The sequence below is a fragment of the Butyrivibrio proteoclasticus P6B7 genome (assembly GCF_000622085.1).
GTDB classification, from domain to species: Bacteria; Bacillota; Clostridia; order Lachnospirales; family Lachnospiraceae; genus Butyrivibrio; species Butyrivibrio proteoclasticus_A.
The window spans coordinates 335,041-354,898 of the sequence record NZ_JHWL01000001.1; the positions used below are offsets into that span (position 1 = coordinate 335,041).

12 protein-coding genes and 8 tRNA genes are annotated in these 19,858 nt (G+C 43.8%); 19 read left to right on the forward strand and 1 reads right to left on the reverse strand.

Annotated elements, in window-relative coordinates; all coding sequences use genetic code 11:
- The first annotated feature begins 44 nt into the window (after nt 1–44).
- From T541_RS0101500 to T541_RS0101585, 18 genes are all read left to right on the forward strand, one after another.
- Entirely contained in the window at nt 45–1,226 is a 1,182-nt protein-coding gene (locus tag T541_RS0101500) for an acetyl-CoA C-acetyltransferase (protein ID WP_026651035.1), read from the forward strand.
- A 69-nt stretch (nt 1,227–1,295) separates the two neighbouring features.
- Nucleotides 1,296–2,423, forward strand: coding sequence for an HD domain-containing phosphohydrolase (locus T541_RS18490; RefSeq protein WP_034465559.1), 1,128 nt, complete (start codon nt 1,296–1,298; stop codon nt 2,421–2,423).
- 167 nt (nt 2,424–2,590) lie between these two features.
- Nucleotides 2,591–2,794: a hypothetical protein gene (locus tag T541_RS0101510; RefSeq protein WP_026651036.1), complete on the forward strand. Its 204-nt coding sequence runs from the start codon at nt 2,591–2,593 to the stop codon at nt 2,792–2,794.
- An 89-nt stretch (nt 2,795–2,883) separates the two neighbouring features.
- Nucleotides 2,884–3,981 (forward strand): LppM family (lipo)protein, encoded by a 1,098-nt coding sequence (locus tag T541_RS21300; RefSeq protein ID WP_155839440.1) that lies wholly within the window; start codon nt 2,884–2,886, stop codon nt 3,979–3,981.
- A gap of 81 nt (nt 3,982–4,062) precedes the next feature.
- Nucleotides 4,063–4,136 (forward strand) — tRNA-Arg (locus T541_RS0101520).
- 483 nt (nt 4,137–4,619) lie between these two features.
- Nucleotides 4,620–6,341 carry a methyl-accepting chemotaxis protein gene (locus T541_RS0101525; RefSeq protein WP_026651038.1) on the forward strand — a complete coding sequence of 574 codons (1,722 nt, stop codon included), beginning with the start codon at nt 4,620–4,622 and terminating at the stop codon, nt 6,339–6,341.
- Between the two features lie 302 nt (nt 6,342–6,643).
- Entirely contained in the window at nt 6,644–14,062 is a 7,419-nt protein-coding gene (locus tag T541_RS20460; protein WP_051538027.1) for a pectinesterase family protein, read from the forward strand.
- A gap of 144 nt (nt 14,063–14,206) precedes the next feature.
- Nucleotides 14,207–15,367 carry a THUMP domain-containing class I SAM-dependent RNA methyltransferase gene (locus T541_RS0101535; protein WP_026651039.1) on the forward strand — a complete coding sequence of 387 codons (1,161 nt, stop codon included), beginning with the start codon at nt 14,207–14,209 and terminating at the stop codon, nt 15,365–15,367.
- Between the two features lie 55 nt (nt 15,368–15,422).
- The gene (locus T541_RS0101540) at nt 15,423–16,442 is read left to right on the forward strand and encodes an N-acetylmuramoyl-L-alanine amidase family protein (RefSeq protein ID WP_026651040.1); all 1,020 of its coding nucleotides are present in this window, start codon (nt 15,423–15,425) and stop codon (nt 16,440–16,442) included.
- A 59-nt stretch (nt 16,443–16,501) separates the two neighbouring features.
- On the forward strand, nt 16,502–17,122 hold the full coding sequence (gene rdgB / locus T541_RS0101545) for an RdgB/HAM1 family non-canonical purine NTP pyrophosphatase (RefSeq protein ID WP_026651041.1): 621 nt from the start codon (nt 16,502–16,504) through the stop codon (nt 17,120–17,122).
- Between the two features lie 12 nt (nt 17,123–17,134).
- Complete coding sequence (locus tag T541_RS0101550) at nt 17,135–17,617, forward strand: metallophosphoesterase (RefSeq protein ID WP_026651042.1); 483 nt, start codon at nt 17,135–17,137, stop codon at nt 17,615–17,617.
- Between the two features lie 104 nt (nt 17,618–17,721).
- Nucleotides 17,722–17,796, forward strand: a tRNA-Pro gene (locus tag T541_RS0101555).
- 22 nt (nt 17,797–17,818) lie between these two features.
- Nucleotides 17,819–17,889: transfer RNA gene (locus tag T541_RS0101560), tRNA-Gly, on the forward strand.
- Nucleotides 17,890–18,006: 117 nt separating this feature from the next.
- Nucleotides 18,007–18,080 (forward strand) — tRNA-Arg (locus T541_RS0101565).
- 105 nt (nt 18,081–18,185) lie between these two features.
- Nucleotides 18,186–18,259 (forward strand) — tRNA-His (locus T541_RS0101570).
- A 45-nt stretch (nt 18,260–18,304) separates the two neighbouring features.
- A tRNA-Gln gene (locus T541_RS0101575) sits at nt 18,305–18,376 on the forward strand.
- Between the two features lie 35 nt (nt 18,377–18,411).
- A tRNA-Lys gene (locus T541_RS0101580) sits at nt 18,412–18,484 on the forward strand.
- Nucleotides 18,485–18,566: 82 nt separating this feature from the next.
- Nucleotides 18,567–18,646, forward strand: a tRNA-Leu gene (locus T541_RS0101585).
- A gap of 62 nt (nt 18,647–18,708) precedes the next feature.
- On the opposite strand, the gene T541_RS0101590 is transcribed toward T541_RS0101585, so the two are convergent.
- A complete protein-coding gene (locus tag T541_RS0101590) occupies nt 18,709–18,909 on the reverse strand; it encodes a hypothetical protein (protein ID WP_026651043.1) in 201 nt (66 codons plus the stop codon).
- 632 nt (nt 18,910–19,541) lie between these two features.
- Between T541_RS0101590 and T541_RS0101595 the strand changes: the two genes are divergently transcribed.
- The gene (locus T541_RS0101595) at nt 19,542–19,832 is read left to right on the forward strand and encodes a WXG100 family type VII secretion target (RefSeq protein ID WP_026651044.1); all 291 of its coding nucleotides are present in this window, start codon (nt 19,542–19,544) and stop codon (nt 19,830–19,832) included.
- Nucleotides 19,833–19,858 lie beyond the last annotated feature (26 nt).

Consider the following 19,858-nt stretch of genomic DNA (forward strand, 5'->3'; position numbering starts at 1 on the left):
CAGATCTACACATATAATTCAAGGCATAAACGGAGGAAAAAAGTATGGCAAGAAAAGTAGTTTTGGCAGGAGCATGTAGAACAGCGATTGGAACTATGGGCGGAACACTTAGCACAACCCCAGCTCCAGCACTTGGTGCAATTGTAATCAAGGAGGCGCTTAAGCGTGCAGGCGTTAAGCCAGAGCAGGTTGATGAAGTATACATGGGCTGCGTTATTCAGGCAGGTCTTGGACAGAACCCAGCCAGACAGTCAGCAATCAACGCTGGAATTCCTGTAGAGGTTCCAGCTACAACAATAAACGTTCTTTGCGGATCAGGTCTTCACTGCGTAAACCTGGCTGCTAAGCTCATTGGAATGGGCGATGCTGACATCATCGTTGCTGGTGGTATGGAGAACATGTCAATGGCACCTTACCTTATGCAGCAGGGTCGTTACGGATACCGCATGGGATCTGGAGAACTTCAGGATGCAATGATCAAGGATGCCCTTACAGACGCATTTGGCGGCTATCACATGGGTATCACAGCTGAGAACATCGCTGAGCAGTGGCATCTTACAAGACAGCAGCTTGATGAGTTTGCTGCATGGAGCCAGAATAAGGCTGAGAAGGCTATTGCAGAGGGCAAGTTCAAGGAAGAGATCGTTCCTGTAGAGATCAAGAAAAAGAAAGAGACAATCATTTTTGACACAGATGAAGGCCCACGTAAGGGCGTTACCGTTGAGGGTATTTCTGGACTTAAGCCAGCATTTAAGAAGGACGGCGGTGTTGTTACAGCTGCTAACTCTTCAGGTATCAACGACGCAGCTTCTGCAATCATCGTTATGAGCGAAGAGAAGGCAAAAGAGCTTGGAGTTAAGCCTCTTGGAACATGGATTGCCGGTGAGCTTGCCGGTGTTGAGCCTAGCATCATGGGTATCGGACCTGTTGCTGCAACCAAGAAGGTTATGGCTAAGGCTGGTTACTCAATTGGAGACTTTGATCTTATCGAAGCAAACGAAGCTTTTGCAGCTCAGTCAGTAGCTGTACAGCATGATCTTGGATTTAGCAATGACGTGCTTAATGTAAATGGTGGCGCTATTGCTCTTGGACATCCTGTAGGATGCTCAGGCAACAGAATCCTTGTATCACTTCTTTACGAGATGCAGAGACGTGACGTTCACAAGGGACTTGCAACCCTTTGCGTCGGCGGTGGAATGGGATGTGCAGCGATTGTTGAAAGGTGAGATAGGAAATCTTTGATTTCTGTGATCGAACCTTGTTCTGGCGAGTAACTTCATTATTGGAGGGTACAAATGGCAGACCGCTCAATTCTTGTGGTAGATGACAACGAAATCAATAGAGGCATCTTGGGCGAGATCTTCAAGGACAAGTACAACATCCTTGAGGCTGGCGATGGAAAAGAAGCCATGAAGATGATGGAAGAAAATGAGGACAAGTTGGCCGCGATTCTTCTTGATATCGTAATGCCTGAGATGGATGGTTATGCTGTTCTGGAGGCCATGGCTGAGAAGGATAATCTAAACGATTCCATCCCAGTCCTGATGATCACGGCAGATACCTCTACAGAAGCAGAAAGAACCAGCTACCAGAAGGGCGCTGCCGATGTTATCCACAAGCCCTTTGATCCGGTTATTGTAGACAGACGTGTTTCCAGGAACATTGAGCTTTACGACCATAAGAACAATCTGGAGACCCAGGTTGATGATCAGACCCGTGTTCTTAAGAAACAGTTCATTTATCTTAAAAAGCAGGAAGAGCGCCTTCGCAGCAGTAACGAGAAGGTAATCGATACCATCGCAACCATAGTTGAGTTCCGTAGCATGGAATCCAGCTATCACCTTAAAAGAATTAAGGGCTTTGTCCGCATCCTTGCGCTGACAGCCATGAATAACTATCCTGAACTTGGCCTTACGCCTCATCTTATTGATGTTATTACCCAGGCATCAGCCATGCACGATATCGGCAAAATATCTGTTCCTGATTCAATACTTCTTAAGCCAGGGCGACTTACTAACGAGGAATTCGAAGTGATGAAGTCCCATACTACAAGGGGTAGCGAAGTTATTGAGATGTTAAAAGATGTCCAGGATAAAGAGTATTATGAGATGTGTAAGGACATTTGCAGACATCATCATGAAAGATATGACGGCGGCGGATATCCTGACAGGCTTAAGGGTGATGAGAACTCAATTGGAGCCCATATAACGGCCCTTGCGGACGTATATGACGCTCTGGTAAGCGACAGAGTATATAAGGCAGCATTCCCAATGGATAAGGCCTATGACATGATCAAAAATGGAGAATGTGGTGTCTTTTCACCAAAACTCATGGCCTGCTTTGAGTTTGCAAGACCTGATATGGAGAAGCTTGTTACCCAGACCAAGGCTGCAGAAGAAGCGGAGAAAAATGGTCCCGTGTAATGATGACAAATATGAAGAAGCCATAGAAATATGGCTTCTTTTTTATGGGGTGAAAAAACCGTGAAAATTCAGTGATTTCCTTGAAAAACAAGCCGTCTTCCTTTACAATAAATTCGTTGTCTGTTTTTATTACAGATATTAAGTATTGTTGGTAAGGAGTGATTAGTATGAAGTTCTTTAAAGGTAGAAATAATGGGGATAAAAAGGCAAGAGCTAAGGTTATTGCACTGGTTATCGCTCTTGTTTTCTTTATATCTGTTGTGGCAGGTCTTTTCACAGCTTCCAGAATCAGAAAGCAGAAAAATGAAATGGATGAGCTTGATGCCTATGAGACCACAGAGGATGTGGCTATGGCAGAAAAGGCAGCATAACTCAAAAGAGATAAAAAGAGAGAAAAATAGATTCAATGTTTAGGGGCATTGATATATAATTTACTTCAGAACGGATTTTTGGAGGATATATGAAGACAAAGGTTAGGGGATTATTTGTACTTTTAGTATGCGTATTGTGCCTTTCTGGCTGCGTTAGATACGATGCTAACGTTAAGATCAAGAAGAATGGCAAGGCAGACGTGGCAGTTACTGTAGCTATGTCATCAGCGCTTTCAATGGATGAATACGCTGATTATTTTGATGATGAATATGATGATGAGTTTAGCTTATCCAGCGGATTTACAGACGAGCAGATCGAAGAATTTGAGGATCAGGGCTTCGAAGTTGAGAAGTATAGAAAGGATGGCTACAACGGCTATACAATTTCTAAGAAGGATGTAGATATCGAAGAGTTTGACGGTAATGATGACCTCTTCGATAAGAAGTTTACCATAGAAAAGGATGGTGACATTTACACCATCGACTGGAAGGTATTTGATGCTGACGAAGAGGAAGAAATGCTTATGATGTCCAGCTATATGATAGCTTCCGGTGGATATATGAAGTTTACTATTGAGCTTCCTAACAAGCCTATGGAACACAATGCTACAGAGGTTTCTGATGATGGTAAGACTCTTACATGGGATCTTCTTTCACTGGATGATGATCAGACCGTGTATGTTAAGTACAGAGCAGGCGGAAGCGGGGCACTTGTTCCTATCATCATTGCAATTAGTGTGCTTCTTGTGCTGGCTATCATTGTAGTTGTTATAATTCTTGTCCTTCATAATAGAAAGAAGCAACAGCAGCAGATGTACGGATATGATCCATATACTCAGTACTACGCGCAGCTTGGACTTCAGGGCGAGAGAGAAGTGTTCCAGCAGAATCAGCAGAACCAGTACCAGCAGCAGAATCAGTTCCAGCAGAATCAACAGAACCAGTTCAACCAGAACCAGTTTGGTTTGCAGAATCAATTCCAGCAGCCACAGAACCAGCAGTTCAATCAGAATCAACAGTTCTACCAGAACCAGTTCCAACAGCCGCAGAATCAACAGTTTAATCAGAACCAATTCGGCGGCCAGCAGAATATGAACAATCAGCAGAATGCAAATATTCAGCAGAATGCGAATAATCAGCAGAATGCGAATGGCCAGCAGAACAACAGCCCAATTCAGTGGCAGTAATTAAAGAAACATGAAAAATCATGTTGACAAAGCACTAGTCAGTGCATATAATATACTTTGTCGCATAAAGCGACAGAGCTTGTGCGTGTAGCTCAGCTGGATAGAGCGTCTGGCTACGGACCAGAAGGTCGTGGGTTCGAATCCTGTCACGCACACTGTAAAGGAATCTCGTAAGAGGTTCCTTTTTTATGATATAGGAAATTTCTCCGAAATTCCTATATCATAAAAAACGCTCCGCTATGGATGCGCACTACTGTGTATGACATTTCACTAGGCTCGAAAAAACCTCGCCAAGTGATCTGCACATCGCGCGATAGGTAAATGTTGCATAAATGCAACCGCGCTCGGCGCGAGCATGTTGCAAGCAACATGATTTTTTGTTAATTCTTTTGCCCGATCCACGCGGTATTGATAATACTTCTCATCTATTTCCCAGCTAATTAAGACAGCTCTTTTACCAGATCCCCAGTTCATAAAATCTTTATATAAATTAACTCAAACATAAGAATTTGTGAATATTTTGAATGCTATAATACGTTTGAAAGAATACGCAAGACCGATAACTAATAAGGGACAAATTTGCTTATAAATATCTTCACTTTGTTTGTACACGTGTAGGTGAGAGAAGGAGGTATTACATGGCACCCAAGGAGCGTAATGGAAAACTGGTTGTAAAACTGATCATAGCCGCAATCGCAGCTATTGTGGCAATTGCTACAATCCTTACTGTTATAAGTGCAGTTAATCTGAAGACTACTTACGATGACATGGTTGAAGAGGAGCTTCGCCTTGCCACAGTTCAGCTTGGCAGTGAGATGTCCAACGTCTGGGATGGTGACTGGACTTATGTAGATGGCGTTCTTTATAAGGGTGAAGAAAATATCATGGAGGAATACCAGACAATTCTGGAAGAGATGAAGTCTTCCACCGGAGTTGAGTATTCTGTTTTCTACGGCAATGAGCGGGTTCTTACAACCCTTTCTGAAAATGGTAAGCTGCTTACTGGCTTTACTGTGTCTGACGCAGTTTTCAATGCTGTTGTAGGACAGGGCCAGGAGAAGTACACACCAGGTGCTATTCCTGCCGGTGCATCCACCAAGTATTATTCATACTATGCGCCACTTGCCAATGATGACGGAACCAACGTTGGTATGGTTTACTCTGGAAGAGAAACCGAGGACGTTGACGCTAAGGTTAGAAGCAGCATTATTTTGATGATTGTGCTGGCTATTATCTTTACAGTAGCTCTTTCCTGCCTTGGATATTTTATCGCCATTAAATCCTCCGTTAAGATGCGCGCCATTGCTGATGAGCTGGGAGTTCTTTCTCAGGGTAATCTGAAGCTCAATATCGATCCTACATATATTGCCAGAAACGATGAGATAGGTCTTTTGGCAGACGGTGCCCAGACCCTTAGTAATAAACTTGGCGAAGTTATTAAGACCACAATGGATATGTCTGCTGAGCTTAAGAGTGCAGGCGCAGAGCTGGCTGATTCTGCTAATCAGGCTTCTGCAGCATCTGGACAGGTAAGCCAGGCCGTTGACGATATTTCCAAGGGCGCTGTTAACCAGGCTGAGAGCGTAGAGACAGCAGCTGGTAATACACAGGATATTGGACATAATATCGATGAGGTTGCAGACAATGTTCAGCAGCTTAATGGCTACGCTGAGCACATGAAGACCTCCTGTGAGGCTGCTATGTCTGCTCTTAACAGTCTTATTGCTCAGAGCTCAGAGGTTCAGGCATCGGTAAAAGATATTGGTAATACAATCGATTCTACTAATGAGTCGGCAAAAGAGATTTCTAAGTTCTCTGAAGCTATCACAGAGATCGCATCTCAGACCAACCTTCTTTCACTTAATGCAAGTATCGAAGCTGCAAGAGCTGGAGAAGCCGGTAAGGGCTTTGCTGTAGTTGCTACCGAGATCGGACAGCTTGCTGTTCAGAGTAGTAATTCTGCAGAGGAAATCAAGAAGATCGTAGAAAAGCTGGTTGAGGATTCAGAGGCTTCTGTAGCAGTAATGCAGAGACTTAATGATGACTTTACTCAGCAGGAACATCATCTTGATGATACCAAGAACAACATGCAGGATATGGCTGACAACGTTGGAAATGTGGCAGACAGTGCAGACAACATCGCACAGCACGTTGAGGAACTTAATAGTGCTAAGGATCAGCTTACAGAGATTATTTCAGATCTTTCCGCTATATCAGAAGAAAATGCTGCATCATCAGAAGAGACCAATGCTTCTATGCAGGAGCTGAATGCAACCTTTGCAATTATCAGCGAGTCTGCATCTAAGCTCCAGGGCCTTGCTTCTGACATGACAGATGCTATCAGCTACTTTAAGCCTTGATGAGTATAGATGGATAAAAGATCTATTTAAACCATCCATAGCAATAATCATGAAAACGCTATCATAGAGTAATGGGGAGGGCTTCCAAAGGGCAGCCCTCCTTTTCTTTGTGCAAAAGCACCAAAATCAGCCCTATAACTTTGTTGATTAATAAGCTAATTTCACGAAAGAAACTGCAGAAAATATCTTGTTTTCGCCGGCACCCTTATGCTAAGATATAGGCACATTCAAAAATGATGTAAGCGCTTACATCATTTATGGGGACAAAAGGTCATATCATGTGAATTTTTGGGAGGATAAGCATGAGAAAAGGGTTACGTATGGGGAAAACCAGGGCTAAAGCTGTGGCTACCGCTATGGCTTTGGCGCTGGGAATTTCCAATCTAAGTGGCATTTTGCCATCTTCAGTTGCCTTTGCAGAGACTGGCGATGATTCTGCAGATCAGGGCACATCCAAGGAATCTACCACGGAGAACACAGAAACTCAGGGTGGATCAGCTGAAAACACTGCTGATCAGTCTTCTGATGCCCAGAAATCTGGTGGTCAGAGTACAGACGACAAGACATCTGACAACGCCAAGTCTGGTGATGAAATTTCTGAGGGCAAGAAATCGGATGATACTACATCTGGTAATAAGACAGATGATAGCAATTCAGACGACAAGAAAACAGACGAGACATCTGACGATAAGAAGACCGACGAGGCAGCATCAGACGATACTACAACCGATGACACCACAGCAGATGATACATCCAAGGATGAAACATCTGATGATAAGTCAGAGAAGGAAGATTCTGACAGCAAGAACCGTGGCACATCAGGCTCTGACAGGAACTTTGATGACAACAAGACCGACGTCTGGGACTTTGGCGCAGAGAATCTGGGAGATTCCTATAACAACAGACTTGATGAATACACGATCAACTCTATTTATGGAGAGAGTGTTGCAGCAGGCACAGTAGGTGTCAGCTTTGCCACATTCTCTATTGATGATGACGATTTTTACTATTCATCCAACAAGAACAATAACAGAATCATTTCTACTAATGAGAATCTCACAAGACAGCAGAATAATTCATATAAAGACTTAAATGGCAATGTGTTTACAGGTGCCATCTATTCTAATTCTTCAGGTAATGTAAACAACTACTTGGCCCTTAAATGCCAGGCTGGAGACATCATCACTTTCTATGTTTCAAGTAATGGTACAGATTCAACTTATGTTTTTGAAAATGTAAACGACTCTAGTGACAAGACAGAGTATCAGTACGTTTGCGAGAGCAAGGCTGTTAAAAAAGCTGTCTTTTACCCTTCAAAGACTGGTACCTATAAGCTCTATTCCCAGAACGAGAAGCTTACAGTCTGTCGAGTTATGAGAGAGCACGCTACATTTTCTGATGTAAACGGCGTTGTGGAAGGCTATGAAGGAGATAGCTCTTTTGACATAGTATTTACCTGCAAGGCCAATGGCAGCGTGGTTAAGGCTACAGTTACAGACGGCAAGTTCAGCGTAAGCCTCGCAGAGGGCTTTGATTATGAGATGAGCCTTGAGGGTGCTGACGAGTACGTTATTACTTCTGATAAAGAGATCAACATTAGTGGCGACACAGACCTTACAGTTACCGTTGCTTCTGTGGATCTTGTTAGTGTAAGCGGAACTATTGAAGGAATCGACGTTGAGGACGCTGAGGATTTTGTAACCAAGGCCGAGTTTAAGTTTGAACCTGATGATCAGGATTCAGTTTATGTGCCTGTAATGGCGCTCATCAACGATACCAAGGACGGCGACGACAAGGCAACAATTACCTTTGAGACCACCCTCCAGAAGGGCGTTTCATATGAGGTTACAGTGGAAGGCGCCGACGACTACGAGCTTCTTACAAGCGAGATTTCTTTTGCCAAGGACACTAAGGACGTTGTCCTTAAGCTCCAGAAGAAGGACACAACTAAGTTGGCAGTGGAGATTAAGTGTGATGGCTATGAGCTCAAGGACTTTGCCGAGGCTACCTTCACCTTCGTGCTGATTGATCCAGACAATGACTACAAGGACACTGATTATTCCTACTCATTTACCGGCAAGGACATTGCAGATGGTAAGGCAGCTCTCCGTCAGGGTCAGTACCGCGTTATGGTAAAAGAACTACCAACTGGCGTGACCTTTGATGAAGAGCATTCAAGAGATGCATTCATTGACGAGAACCACGTAACAGACGGTGTTCACACAGTTATCGTCCCATTTACAGTTGCAGATAATTCAAAGATTTCATATAAGAGTACGGTTACCGTTGGTAAGGGCCGTGACTACGAGACAATTTCTGAAGCTCTTGAAGCTATCAGAAAGATGGACAGATCCGATGATCAGAGGGTTGTAGTATCAATCGACCCAGGCGATTATCAGGAAATGCTGGTGGTGGACGTTCCAAACGTAACCTTTAAGAATTCCAAGGCAGGAGGAAGCATCGTTACAACAGACAGCGGTGTTGGTATTGCCGGCGACAGCGTTCGTATCACAAGCTACTACGGACATGGCTATTCTTACTATAGTATGGGAAGCGACTGCAAGTACGATGCAGAGCTTTTGGAAGTAAATAATTATAACGGATATAGCTCTTTTACCAACCCAGGTGGTTCAACAACATCAGGCAGCTACTGGAATGCCACAGTTGTGGTAAGTGCTTCCGGATTCGAAGCCTATGACGTTATATTCGAGAACTCTTTTAACCAGTATCAGTCTGAGCTGGCAGCAAAGGACACCATCATTAAGGAGTCTGGAGCAAAGGAGAAGAAGGGCGCTGCTAGAAGTGACATGGCAGCAGGTGACACAGCAGTTCAGTACAAGGATTATGTAGAAAGAGCTGCAGCCATCGCCTTTACCAACAATGTAATTGATGTTTACATGAATCACTGCGCATTTATCGGACGCCAGGATACCTTCTATGGCGGACAGGGAGCGGTACTTGCTCTTTATGACTGCGATATCTATGGCGGAACAGACTACATCTTTGGCGCCATGACAGCAGTATTTGCCAAGTGTGATCTTGTGTTTAATACTTCCGATTCAGAGAAGGACTACGGATATATAACTGCAGCTCAGCAAAAGAGCGCCAGCACCCGCGGCTATCTTATGTACAACTGCACAGTTACAAGCACACAGCCAGGTGTTAACACAGCATCAGCAAACGCTTCCAAGCCTGGATACCTTGGAAGACCATGGGCGAAGGATACTTCAGAGGTTGTGTTCTTTGACACAATCATTGATGCCACATGCGACCAGTACAGCTCTTTGTCTGAATCACTTATCTATCCTATTGGATGGAACGACAGCCTTAGCGGAACCACACTTAGAAATGTTGAGTATGGAACCTACGAGGCGTCCAAGGTGGATAACTCTTCAAGCAGAGCAAGCTGGGCACCAGTAAGTACAGCTGCGCAGACTACAGATGGCAAGGATATTGCAGTTTCCACCTTCCTTGGAAGCTGGGATCCATTTACAGAGCACGGCGACGATATGACAATTAAGTTCCCTGATGGAACAAGCCAGGAGCAGCCTTCTTCCAGCGAGGAAACAAGCGAGACTACAGTATTTGCCTTAGAAGGTTCAGATGTGGAGACCTTCGGCACAGCTGATTCTAATGAAGGAAGATCGGAAAAGGCTGGAACAGAGAACTTCTTTACAGTGATATACAGTGCTAAGTCAAAGGTTGAGGATAAGAATAAATCCTTTGATGACTATGAAGCAACCAGAAGAATCAACTTTGGCGGTGTGGTTTCTACTACAGCCAACGCAATTAAGTTTACAACTACAAAGGCAGCTACCGTGAAGGTTTGGTGGGCTGAAGGCAATACCAATAACCGTCAGATAGCAATTCTTAATGCTGCTGGAGAAACGGTGGCCAAAACAGAAGGAGACCGCACAAAAGATGCGCTTTATATTTCATCCTTTGAGCTGGGGGCTGAAGGCACATACTATCTTGGATCTATTGTGGGCAGTAACTACATCTTCAAGGTAGAGGTAAGTTATGAACAGCAGGATGAGACGAGAGATGCCTGGGAGGATGTTCAGGCACCTGTAATTAAGAACGTTGCAGTTAACAAGGACAACGCTTCTAAGATCGATGTTACAGTGGATGCTTCAATTGGAGTAAAGGGCGCTGACAAGCTTGTGGTTACAATGCTTGATGCAGAGGGCAATGTGGCAGGAAGTGCAGACTCCACTAAGTACCAGGATGAGACAGTTCTTTCTATCGCTCCTAAGGTAAGTGGAGACTACAGATTTGTTGCTAAGATCACAAGAGAAGATGAGGAGACTGCTAAGGAAAGTGCTCAGTCTGAGGCGTTTTCATTTACCCTTCCACTTACAGCTCCTTCTATCAAGAGCGCAGTAAACAAGGGCAACGGAAGTGTAACTTTTAAGTTCTACTCAGTGGCTGAGGCTGTGGATTATACACTTTATTTAAAAGATCTTACGGATGACAGCGCAGCTCTTTCAAAGGCTACATACGTACCTGAGAAGGTGGTGACTAATACTTCTACAGAGTATTTATATACATTTGTGGGATTAACTATTGGGCACGAATATGAGTTTTCAATTTGTGCAAACAGAGGCGAGGATATGTCAGAGGCATCAAAGGTGAATATCACAGTAACTGAAGAAGGCGAGAGAGAATGGACATTTGCAGCCTTTGGAACTGGCGAGAGTTCCAAGGATGAAAAGAATGTTGGATTCAAAGCTTCTGATGAATCTGTAACTCTTTGGAATCTTAATAATAAGGGTAAGCTTGTGCCAGCTTCTACAGATGGCCTTGCCTTCTACTATACAGCAGTGCCAAGCTCCAAGAACTTTACTCTTACAGTGACAATAACAATTGATTCCTGGACCTTTACTAACGGTCAGGAGGGCTTTGGAATCATGGCCTGTGACAGGGTTGGAATCCACGGCGATGAGTCAGCTTTCTGGAACAACTCCTATATGGCTTCCGGAACAAAGGTAGAGTATTTCTACGATACAGATAAGGGCGAAGCTACAAAGGATGAGACCAGCGTTAAGGTTACAATGAAGGATGGCCTTGGTGCTCAGGAGAAGGTGGGTGTAACCCCAGATAATCTGGCACTTTTAGAGGCTAATGATCAGGCAACTATCACAAGCGACTTTAGCTCCAGCATGTATACCCTTGAGACAAGCTGCGCTACAAGTGGATCTGGAACTTATAATCTCTTTGGTAACGAGGCTGGAAAGGCTGCTGGAACAGTGGCTAATCCTCTTACACAGGTAACACTTAGAATTCAGAAGAATAATACAGGATACTTTGTAAGTTATCTTGATGAGAATGGAAATGTTCTTGCAACTAAGAAGTTCTACGATACAGAGGCTCTTTCAGCTCTTGATAAGGACAATGTATATGTAGGAATGTTTGTTTCAAGATCATTCAAGGCTACCTTTAGCAACATCAGTCTTGAGGTTATTGATCCATCAGAGGATGCTCCAGCTGAGAATAGGCCTGTAACTTATGTGACACCAAATTACAAGGTAGTTTCTGCTGAGCATTCCAATACTGCTACTTACGAGCTTATGTATTCAGGAAATGCTGATGGTGTGCTTACAGTTACTGATGCTAAGGGACAAGCTCTTTTAACAGAAAAAGAGGTTAAGGCATCAGAGGTAGTAAGCGTGGAAGCAGATCTGGTGCGTGGTAACAATAGATTTGAGATCACATTTACGCCTGCAGAGGGCTTCCATCCAGACGGAGATGAGTACAAGGTGCTGGCTTCCTATGAGACAGTGACCTTTGGACATACGGTAACATTCCTTACTATCAACGACAGTGAAAATGTGTATGTATCTCCTGAGGGAACAGCCAGCGGTGCAGGTACTGAGACTGATCCTGTGGATATCTATACAGCCGTTAAGTATGTTCAGCCTGGTCAGACCATCAGGGTGAAGGCTGGAACCTATAATCTTACAAGCACAGTTGTAGTGGCAAGAGGAATTGACGGAACTTCTTCCCAGATGATCAAGATGGTTGGAGACGGCGGAAGAGCAGTATTTGACTTTGGCGGCAAGTGCGCAGGCTTCATCTTCGTAGGTAACTACTGGTATGTGAAGGGCATCGACTGCACTAAGTCAGGCAACTCTATGAAGGGCATCCAGGTATGCGGAAGCCACATCACTCTTGAGGATGTAAGGGCTTATGAGAATGGCAATACTGGTATTCAGATAAGCAGATACTTATCTACTGATACTAAGGATTTGTGGCCAAGTAATGACCTGATTCTTAACTGTACTTCTTATGCTAATGCAGATTCTGGCTATGAGGACGCCGACGGATTTGCTGCAAAGCTCACTGTTGGCGAAGGCGTTGTATTTGACGGATGTATTTCCTATAACAATGCGGATGATGGATGGGATCTTTTTGCAAAGCCTGAGACTGGACCTATCGGTCAGGTGACAATTCAGAACTGTGTTGCCTTTGGTAATGGATACGATGTTGATGGCACCAATGAAGGTAACGGTAACGGCTTTAAGATGGGCGGATCCAGCATTAACGGCGCTCACAAGCTTATCAACTGCGTTGCATGGAATAATAAGGCTAAGGGTATCGATTCTAACTCTGGCCCTGATATTCAGGTTTACAATAGCATGTCCTTTAATAATGGCGGAAGCAATGTAGCTCTTTATACTAATGACAATGCCAATACAGATTTCTATGTACAGGGCGTAATGAGCTACAGAACAGAGGGCACAAGCACCAACGAGACTATCAAGACTAAGGGAAGTCAGGATAGCACTAAGATTTATGGAACAAAGAATTTCTACTGGAATGACGGTAAGTGCAGCAACAGTGATGGACTTACTGTGACAGATGACTGGTTTGTATCTCTTGATGCACCTAAGGCAAGCGTTTCCGATCCTTACGCTGTGGCAGCAGGCATGAGAAGAGCTGATGGATCAATCGATCTCGGTGATTTCTTAAAGCTCACAGACAGGGCTGTAAGTGCTCTTGAGGGTGCAGGCATTGCTTGCGGCGATGTGGTGGCATCACTTAACGGAGAGTACAAGAAGAGCGAAGATAACGGAAATACTAGCGGATCTGGAAGTGAATCCGGTAATAGCGGTTCAAGTGAAGCTGGTAGTGGAAGCACAAGTGGTAGCGGATCAAGCGGATCTGGAACATCAGGTGGAAGCTCATCTGGTAGCGGCTCAGGCAGTGGTTCAGGTAGCGGACAGTCAGATAACAATTCTGGAACAGGCACTGGATCAGGCTCAACTGGTGCATCAACTGGAGCATCTACTGGCACTTCAACAGGTACCAACCAGGGAACAACTGAGACTGGAAATACAACCGGCGGAACTGGCACAGGAACAAGCACTGGTACAACAACTGGCGGCACTGGAACCGGAACTAGCACAGGAACTGGCACAAGCACAGGTGACAACCAGTCTGTAGCAGGCGCAAGCAGAGATGACGAGGGCGCATCAAGCAGTGCCGGCAACATCAACACCAGCGGCAATTCTGATGACTCAGCAAATAAGGAAGATAGCACAAATGCTACAAATTCAGCAAGTGGCAGCGCTAACATAGGCGTAAGCATTGGAGATGGCGATGTGCCAGGAGATGGCGGCACATCAGGCACATTCCCACTTATTCCTGTCACAGTATGCAGCGTGGCAGCAGTTATCCTTGCAGGATTGTTCTTCCTTCTTAGAAAAAGATTTATATGATTGTTTGCCATAAACATATACATATAAAAAACCTCATAATGTGAAAGCAAAAGCACAGTGCACCTACATAGATGCGCTGTGTCTTTTGCTTTAGGCAATATTTCCATATAATAGGTAGATCTATTTATGTTATAATTACAAAGTATGAGAAAATATGAATTAATAGCTCCATGCCATTTTGGCCTGGAAGCAGTACTAAAAAAAGAAATAATTGACCTTGGCTATGACATCACAGAATCAGTGGACGGCAGAATCACCTTTGCAGGGGATGCTGACGCTGTTTGTCGCGCCAATATCGGACTGAGAACTGCAGAGAGAATCCTTATCAAGGTGGGAAGCTTCCATGCAGAGACCTTCGAGGACCTCTATCAGGGCACCAAGGCACTTGATTGGGCTGATTTTATTCCAGAGCGAGGTAAGTTCTGGGTTAAGAAGGCTTCTTCTGTTAAGAGTAAGCTCTTTTCCCCATCAGACATCCAGTCCATTGTAAAAAAAGCTATCGTGGAAAAGCTCAAACAGAGCTACCACACAGATTGGTTCAAGGAAGATCAGGAGAGCTATCCAATAAGAGTGTTCCTCATGAAGGATGAGGTGACCATAGCCCTTGATACTACGGGAGATTCTCTCCACAAGAGAGGCTATCGTAAGCTTGAATCCAAGGCTCCTATCGCGGAGAACCTGGCAGCAGCACTTATCATGCTGACTCCATGGCATGCAGACAGAATCCTTATCGATCCTTTCTGCGGTAGTGGAACTATTCCAATCGAGGCAGCCATGATCGCAGCTAACATCGCACCTGGTCTTAACAGACACTTCACTGCAGAGGCCTGGGAGCACCTGATTCCTAAGAGCAACTGGCAGGACGTAAGGGATGAAGCCAGAGAAGAGATAAACACTGATGTGGAGGTGGATATTCAGGGCTACGACCTTGATCCTGAGATGATCGAGATAGCAAGGATCAATGCCAAGAAGGCGGGAGTTGATCACATGATCCATTTCCAGGCCAGAGACGTGGCAGATCTTTCCCATAGGAAGAAATATGGATTTATCATCACCAATCCTCCTTACGGCGAGCGAATCGGCGATCAGGACATTCTTCCTTCACTTTACAAGACTATCGGCGCCAGATACAAAGCCCTTGATGCCTGGTCAATGTTCCTGATCACAGGCTACGAGCAGGCTGAGAAATACATAGGACTTAAGGCTACCAAGAATCGTAAGATTTACAACGGTATGCTCAAGACATATTTTTATCAGTTTATGGGACCTAAGCCTCTCCGCAAGAATGCCAGAGAAGACAGCTAATCTTCAGACTTCTGGTTTAATTGCACAAGAAGGCTTGGGTAGATAGGATATTGGTATGAACAACACTGAAATGAAAAGGATGGTCGTAAGGGCCTCCGTTTTCACAGTGCTTTCTATTGCGGTAATGCTTCACAGGTCAGCAACCAAGCACATCATGATTACTGATGCGGCTGGGACCTACGTGGACAGAGGAAGCGGAGATGATTCCTATAACCTCCTGATAAGTACCGATACGTCGGCAGGAGGCGCAGGCAAGCTCATAATTCCTCTTCCCAAGACGGTGAGCTCTGACAACATTGTCCTTGAAGACAAATATGTGGACCACGAACTCTGCATCTACGTAGACAGCAGAGAAGAGGGTTTCTACAAGGACAACGCCATTACCACGGATCTTGATATCTTAGAAAGCGCTGTTTGTATAACACAGAATGATACAGGCAGTGTGTGCCTTGATTTTAAGCTGGATTCTCTTTATGCCAGCGAGAGCACCCTTACTGACAATAGTACCATTGAGGTGACTTTCAGTAAGCCTTCAGATAAATATGATCACATAGTAGTGGTGGACGCGGCGTCAGACAAGGACATTCCGTTAGATATAGTTCTTTCTCTTAAAGAGCTAACGGACAGGATTGACGACCCCTCCACCAAATTTTATTTTACGAGGCTTGATGGCCGTAACATCGACGACGAGAAGCGCCTTGCTCTCATAAATGACAGCGGAGCAGACCTGGTGGTCAAGATAGATACTGATGTTTCTACAGATAAGTCTGTGAATGGCATTTATGTCTATTATAACGGCGTATTCTTCATCAGGAACCTTAATAATGCACAGTTTGCGGACCTTCTATTACAGAACTGTGGTAAAAGAACTGAAAACTCAATGCTTGGTATGTTTGAAAGCGACGAGACAGATCTTTTGCTGTCCCGGTCCACAGTGCCAACAGCCAGAATATCTGCGGGCTATATCTCAGGCAACGAGGACTATGGGAAGATGACAGATCCTACTTACTGTAAGCGCATGGCAGAGGGCATATTTGAGGCAATCAAGGCGGGATTTGCTGAGCTTGGTAAGTGATGGATCCGGGAATACAACAGATTTATTTCTGGTAAAAGAACTAATATATTTGAGGAGAGATTATGAAAATCGTATTTGCAACGGGCAATAAGGACAAATTAAGGGAAGTTAGAGAGATTCTTTCCGGACTTTCCTGCGAAGTTATTTCTATGAAGGAAGCTGGTGTAGACGGCGATATCGAGGAGAATGGAACAACATTTTCTGAGAACTCCATGATCAAGGCTAAGTCTGTGGCAGAACTTCTTAAGGGAAAGAACCCTGAACTTGCTGCTGAATCCATCGTAATGGCAGATGATTCAGGTCTTGAGATTGATTATCTTAACGGCGAACCCGGAATCTACTCAGCTAGATATATGGGACATGATACTTCCTATACAGAGAAGAATAATAACCTCATCGGCAGACTTGAGGGAGTGCCTGATGAGAAGCGTTCAGCCAGGTTTGTATGCGCCATTTCTGCAGTATTTCCTAATGGAGAGGCATTTGGCACCGTTGGTAAGATGGAAGGCAGAATTGGCTACGAAATTAGTGGAAGCAATGGATTTGGCTATGATCCAATTTTCTTTTTACCTGAGTATGGTAAAACAAGCGCAGAGCTTTCTGAGGCTGAAAAGAACGCCATTAGCCATAGGGGAAAGGCTTTAAGGGAGATGGCTGCACTTCTTAAAGAAAAGCTTTAATTTGGGGGAAATATGCACAAATATTTGGTAGTAAGTGATACTCATGGAAGAGATGATAATTTTTATAGGGCATTGGAAGCGGAGGAGCCTGTGGATGGAGTGATCCACTGCGGAGATTTTGAGGGCTCTGAAGGGAAATTTGCCCTGGCCTGCGATTGTCCTGTGTATTTCGTTGCGGGCAATAATGATTTCTTCTCAGATCTTAATAGAGAGCTGGAATTTACTCTTGATGGTCACAAGTTTTTTGTGGCCCATGGTCATAACTACATGGTCAACATGGATCTTGAGTATATTCGTAGCGAAGCGATTTCAAGAAATGCTGAGGTAGTTATTTTTGGTCACACACATAAACCTGTTGCAAAAACAATGGGTGGAGTTTACGTTTTTAATCCTGGAAGTCTTTCCTATCCGAGACAAGAAGGCCGAAGACCCAGTTATTTAGTGCTTTCCATGGGAGATGACGACATTATTTCTTATGAAATTAAGTACTTATAAAATCGTTAAAAAGTTCTAAAAAATGTGTTGACATTTTGGTGAGAATTATTATATAATAAATCTCGCGTTACGGCTGAGGGCTTTATGAAAGGCCCAGTTAGGAACGGGGTGTGGCTCAGTTTGGCTAGAGCACCTGCTTTGGGAGCAGGGGGTCGCAGGTTCGAATCCTGTCACCCCGACTCGCCGTAACTTCATATATATGCGGGTGTAGTTCAATGGTAGAACACCAGCCTTCCAAGCTGGATACGTGGGTTCGATTCCCATCACCCGCTTTTGAGCAGAGTACTTGCTGAGTTTTTTGAAGCTAGTACGAGCCATGGGTGAACACTTAATGAGACGAAGTCGAGTTTAGTGAGAATCCCAGGAACATAGCAATTGCTCAAGGACATGTGTCCGTAGCTCAGCTGGATAGAGCAACGGCCTTCTAAGCCGTGGGTCGGGGGTTCGAATCCCTTCGGGCACATTTGTGTTATAATTTAGATATAAGATTTGCTTGCGAGGATGTCGGTGCAAGGATTCTTGCCATTAAGATATGCCCGCAATTTTTTTCTGAATTATTCCAATTATGGTGGCTATAGCGTAGTTGGTTAACGCGCCAGATTGTGGTTCTGGAGATCGAGGGTTCGAGTCCCTCTAGCCACCCTGTGCATAAGCACTTTATTTTATACAGTAGTTCTTTTGCTGCAATGGGCTATCGCCAAGCGGTAAGGCACAGCACTTTGACTGCTGCATACGACGGTTCGAATCCGGCTAGCCCAGCTCTGACGGAATTTTGTGCCGTTTTTTGATTATATGGGATACTAGCTCAGGTGGTAGAGCACTTGACTTTTAATCAAGTTGTCGGGGGTTCGAATCCCCCGTGTCTCATTTGAAATCTCTATTTGTTATGAATAGAGATTTTATTTTTATCTAGAGTATGTGAGGAATACCTCGGCAAGTACTCTGCTCAGCGGATATGGCGGAATTGGCAGACGCGCTGGATTTAGGTTCCAGTGGGCGACCGTGCAGGTTCGACTCCTGTTATCCGCAGCGAAAAGGCGCTTCATGATTACCATGAAGCGCCTTTTATTATTGTTTGTAGTTTGGGCTAATTAAAGCAGATCTTTAATCAGCTTGTTCTGGAATTCTGAATCAGTGGTGGCTTTTTTGAGATCGTCCAAACGCCCTTCTTTTAGAAGGATTTCGTTAAGACGGTTTACGGTGTCTTTGCCTATTTCGGTACCAACAAGTTCACCTTTTGTATGAGCTTCTTTTAACTCATCAGCCATTAGTTCTTTTAATGCTTCACACATAATGGATTCTCCTTTTTGTTCATCTAATTATATCATTTCCCAAAACCAGTTGTATGTTCGTACGATAAAAAGAGTAGTAATATACTGCAAAATATTTACAATTTTTTTGCAACATTTTGCAACGTTCATCTGTATAGAAATTGAAGAGAGAAATTGTTGCAAGAAATAAAAGATTTTTGAAAACTGTAGATGTGCATCGTTTCGACATTTGATGGTGATTTTAATAAAAAACTGAAATGATGTATGTGAAATATCGATTCATTAAATATATCTAAAATATTACATGGATATTTATATAAAACATAGAAAATGGATAAAAGTGAAAAAATGGTATTTACAATTTAAGAAATATAAATAATATTATTATCTATAACAGAGTTGGGTGATTTGTAAATCATAAGAAATTTCAAAAATCTGCTAATTATATATTGATGATGTTGGATACTTCAAAAATGAAGTGTCTAGAGCAATTTTTGCGCTTTTTTGGAATAGAAGTCGGATTTCATATTGAAGACAAATGGGAGAAAACTTGTTTGGTGAAATTGCTTGGTACTGACCGATGGTCTTTATCATAGATAAAATCGGCTGAATTTTAATCGGCTGAAAAAAGTGTAAAAACGGAGGAAAACAAAATGGCACAAAAGGGTATGAATGTCAGCGAAGTTGAGGGATACCTTTCAACACTTTCAGCTGGCGCAACTGATCTTGATCAGCTTACAACAGACGTTAAGAATCTTCAGGGACCACTCCAGGATTGCTGGGAAGGCGAAGAGGCTGAGGCATGCGTTAACTTCATCGCTGATATCTCATCAAAGATGTCTCAGATGTCTGAGGAAGTTATGAAGATCCACAAGTGGGTAGACCAGGTTAAGACAAGCTACGTTGACGCAGCTAACTCTGGTAAGAACGCTTATACAGTTTAATCAATAATTATTCGTAAAGGAGAATA

Excerpts from the sequence above, each read along its gene's own strand:
- T541_RS0101500 (WP_026651035.1), top strand. The coding sequence starts at position 45 with ATGGCAAGAAAAGTAGTTTTGGCAGGAGCATGTAGAACAGCGATTGGA.
- T541_RS0101510 (WP_026651036.1), top strand. The coding sequence starts at position 2,591 with ATGAAGTTCTTTAAAGGTAGAAATAATGGGGATAAAAAGGCAAGAGCT.
- T541_RS18490 (WP_034465559.1), top strand. The coding sequence starts at position 1,296 with ATGGCAGACCGCTCAATTCTTGTGGTAGATGACAACGAAATCAATAGA.
- T541_RS0101550 (WP_026651042.1), top strand. The coding sequence starts at position 17,135 with ATGCACAAATATTTGGTAGTAAGTGATACTCATGGAAGAGATGATAAT.
- T541_RS20460 (WP_051538027.1), top strand. The coding sequence starts at position 6,644 with ATGAGAAAAGGGTTACGTATGGGGAAAACCAGGGCTAAAGCTGTGGCT.
- T541_RS0101525 (WP_026651038.1), top strand. The coding sequence starts at position 4,620 with ATGGCACCCAAGGAGCGTAATGGAAAACTGGTTGTAAAACTGATCATA.
- T541_RS0101595 (WP_026651044.1), top strand. The coding sequence starts at position 19,542 with ATGGCACAAAAGGGTATGAATGTCAGCGAAGTTGAGGGATACCTTTCA.
- T541_RS21300 (WP_155839440.1), top strand. The coding sequence starts at position 2,884 with ATGAAGACAAAGGTTAGGGGATTATTTGTACTTTTAGTATGCGTATTG.
- T541_RS0101590 (WP_026651043.1), bottom strand. The coding sequence starts at position 18,909 with ATGTGTGAAGCATTAAAAGAACTAATGGCTGATGAGTTAAAAGAAGCT.
- T541_RS0101540 (WP_026651040.1), top strand. The coding sequence starts at position 15,423 with ATGAACAACACTGAAATGAAAAGGATGGTCGTAAGGGCCTCCGTTTTC.
- T541_RS0101535 (WP_026651039.1), top strand. The coding sequence starts at position 14,207 with ATGAGAAAATATGAATTAATAGCTCCATGCCATTTTGGCCTGGAAGCA.